This window comes from Kineococcus mangrovi (genome assembly GCF_041320705.1).
GTDB lineage: Bacteria > Actinomycetota > Actinomycetes > Actinomycetales > Kineococcaceae > Kineococcus > Kineococcus mangrovi.
In genome coordinates, this window is record NZ_JBGGTQ010000018.1 from 1 (window position 1) to 2,897 (window position 2,897).

Genomic DNA, 2,897 nt, shown 5'->3' on the forward strand with positions numbered 1-2,897 from the left:
CGCCGCCGTCCGCCGTCTCGAAGTCGGGGCTGCTGTCGCGGCCTGGATGGCTCGCGGCGGCGCGGTCCTCTTCGTGACTCGCACCCTCCGCCACCACCGTGGGCACCAGCTCGCGCAGCTGTGGGACGGCCTGGCCGGTGCCTGGCGCTCCATGCTGGGCGGGAAGGCGTGGCAGACCCGGAAGACGGCTCTGGGCCTGCACGGCCTGGTCCGCGTGGTCGAGACGACCACCGGAGACAACGGCTGGCACGTCCACGTCCACGCGCTGCTGTTCATCTCCGGGGACGTCTCCGACGACCAGGTGGCCGACTTCGGCGGTTGGTCGGCAGCTCGCTGGTCCCGGGCCGTCGTCCGGCAGGGTCTCCCGGCTCCCCTGGCTGTGGGCCAGGACGTCCGCGTCATCCGCGACGTGCGGGACTCGGCCCTGGCCGACTACCTCGCCAAGATGGACGAGTCCGGCCGCGACGCTGACGCGCTCGGCCTGGAGCTCACCCACACCCAGTCCAAGCAGGCTCGGGACGTCCACGCGACCCGTCCGGTCTGGGACCTGCTCACCGACGTCGAGAAAGGCGACGCCGACGCCCTGGACCGCTGGCACGAGTGGGAGCGGGTCTCCAAGGGCCGCAAGCAGCTGATGTGGTCCCCCGGCCTCCGCCGCGACCTCCTGGGCGCGGCCCCCGAACGCTCCGACGAGGACATCGCCGGCCAGGACCACCACGGCGAAGACCTCGTGCTCATCACCGCCGACGGCTGGTCCTACCTGGTCCAGCACCCCCCCGTGATCCCGAAGGTGCTCGACGCTGCCGAGCACTCACCATCGCTGCTGCGCCAGCTGCTCGACGACCACTCGATCCCCTTCCTCGCACCACCACCCCAGCGGAGCGAGCCCGGTTAGGGCACCCATCTGTACAGCTTGCTCCGCGGTAGTTGCGGTGGCTTTGGTCGAGCCCAATCGGACGGCCGAGCCGGGGTGTCCGGGCGGACCGCACCTGCGAAGCGGGAGGACCGCACCGGCCGCCCCGCACTCGTGCGGGGCGGCGTCGGAACCGCTACCGGCTGACCCGTTTCGGCGGTTCGGCTCTCAGGTACCGACCATCACCCCCACCACCGCCACGACCACGCCCAGCGTCGTTACGACCACGCCCACTGTCGTCACGACCAAGGTCGCCGTTCCGGCCAGCAACGCCAGCAGCGTCACCAACAGCATCTTGTCCATCTGTGTCTCCATCCCTGGGACGCACCGTGCGTTCCCGGGATGTACTGGTGCGGGGACGTTGGAGGTACGGCACTCGTCCTCATCAACAGAGCCTGGATGCTGGCGCCTGGGTGACCGGGTCTCCGCTTCTGCGCCGCTTCCCTGAGCTGCTCTGGACGATCGGGTGGTTCTTTCCGGCGCGCCTCCACGATCACGCGCTTGCTGACCACGAAGCTGCCCCAGACAGCACGGAACCCCGCAGGCCCGGCAAGGCCAACGGGGTTCCTTCCACCTCGACCGTCTGCAGCGGTGTTCAGTGGCTTCTCCAAGCGTAGGCGCGTCTCCGCGCATAGCGCATCAACCACGCCCGGATGACCTTCTGGGCGCCCCGGTTGGTCCAGCGGCAAGGGCCGGCGGGAGCGCAGCGACCAGAGGTCCGCGGCAGCTTGTCCCTGACCTGAGTTCCACCAGGCCCGCGGTCGATGGCTCGGTCATGGTCGAGCCCGCGACGCAAGCACCGATCGCACCGCAGCCTCCTGCGGTGATCACGACGCTGGACCCGTCCCTGGAGAACTACGCGGGCACTGTTTCACCCTCTTTCTCCCCCAGGCGGGCGGAGAGACGGCAGGCATCCCGCTCCCGGCGCTACCGGCGCAGGTCGCTGCTGTGGCGTGAGTCCTCGCTCTCGCGGGTCCGGAAGTGCGGTCGGGTCCGCCGCGGCGACCTCGTGGCCGTCCGCCGTGGTCCCAACGGCGCGGGCTTCTCCGGTCTGACGACCTGCGGCTCGCCCTGGGCCTGCCCGGTCTGCAACGCGAAGATCGCCGCCGTCCGCCGTCTCGAAGTCGGGGCTGCTGTCGCGGCCTGGATGGCTCGCGGCGGCGCGGTCCTCTTCGTGACTCGCACCCTCCGCCACCACCGTGGGCACCAGCTCGCGCAGCTGTGGGACGGCCTGGCCGGTGCCTGGCGCTCCATGCTGGGCGGGAAGGCGTGGCAGACCCGGAAGACGGCTCTGGGCCTGCACGGCCTGGTCCGCGTGGTCGAGACGACCACCGGAGACAACGGCTGGCACGTCCACGTCCACGCGCTGCTGTTCATCTCCGGGGACGTCTCCGACGACCAGGTGGCCGACTTCGGCGGTTGGTCGGCAGCTCGCTGGTCCCGGGCCGTCGTCCGGCAGGGTCTCCCGGCTCCCCTGGCTGTGGGCCAGGACGTCCGCGTCATCCGCGACGTGCGGGACTCGGCCCTGGCCGACTACCTCGCCAAGATGGACGAGTCCGGCCGCGACGCTGACGCGCTCGGCCTGGAGCTCACCCACACCCAGTCCAAGCAGGCTCGGGACGTCCACGCGACCCGTCCGGTCTGGGACCTGCTCACCGACGTCGAGAAAGGCGACGCCGACGCCCTGGACCGCTGGCACGAGTGGGAGCGGGTCTCCAAGGGCCGCAAGCAGCTGATGTGGTCCCCCGGCCTCCGCCGCGACCTCCTGGGCGCGGCCCCCGAACGCTCCGACGAGGACATCGCCGGCCAGGACCACCACGGCGAAGACCTCGTGCTCATCACCGCCGACGGCTGGTCCTACCTGGTCCAGCACCCCCCCGTGATCCCGAAGGTGCTCGACGCTGCCGAGCACTCACCATCGCTGCTGCGCCAGCTGCTCGACGACCACTCGATCCCCTTCCTCGCACCACCACCCCAGCGGAGC

At 71.0% G+C, this 2,897-nt stretch carries 3 protein-coding genes; 2 read left to right on the forward strand and 1 reads right to left on the reverse strand.

The features are described from left to right. Nucleotides 1–895: rep family protein (locus tag AB2L28_RS20705; RefSeq protein WP_503167933.1), on the forward strand; the 895-nt coding region annotated here is incomplete at its 5' end. A 186-nt stretch (nt 896–1,081) separates the two neighbouring features. Here the strand turns inward: AB2L28_RS20705 and AB2L28_RS20710 are convergent. Further along, nucleotides 1,082–1,216: a hypothetical protein gene (locus AB2L28_RS20710; protein ID WP_370720895.1), complete on the reverse strand. Its 135-nt coding sequence runs from the start codon at nt 1,214–1,216 to the stop codon at nt 1,082–1,084. Between the two features lie 472 nt (nt 1,217–1,688). Here AB2L28_RS20710 and AB2L28_RS20715 point away from each other — a divergent pair. After that, nucleotides 1,689–2,897: protein rep (locus AB2L28_RS20715; RefSeq protein WP_370720896.1), on the forward strand; the 1,209-nt coding region annotated here is incomplete at its 3' end.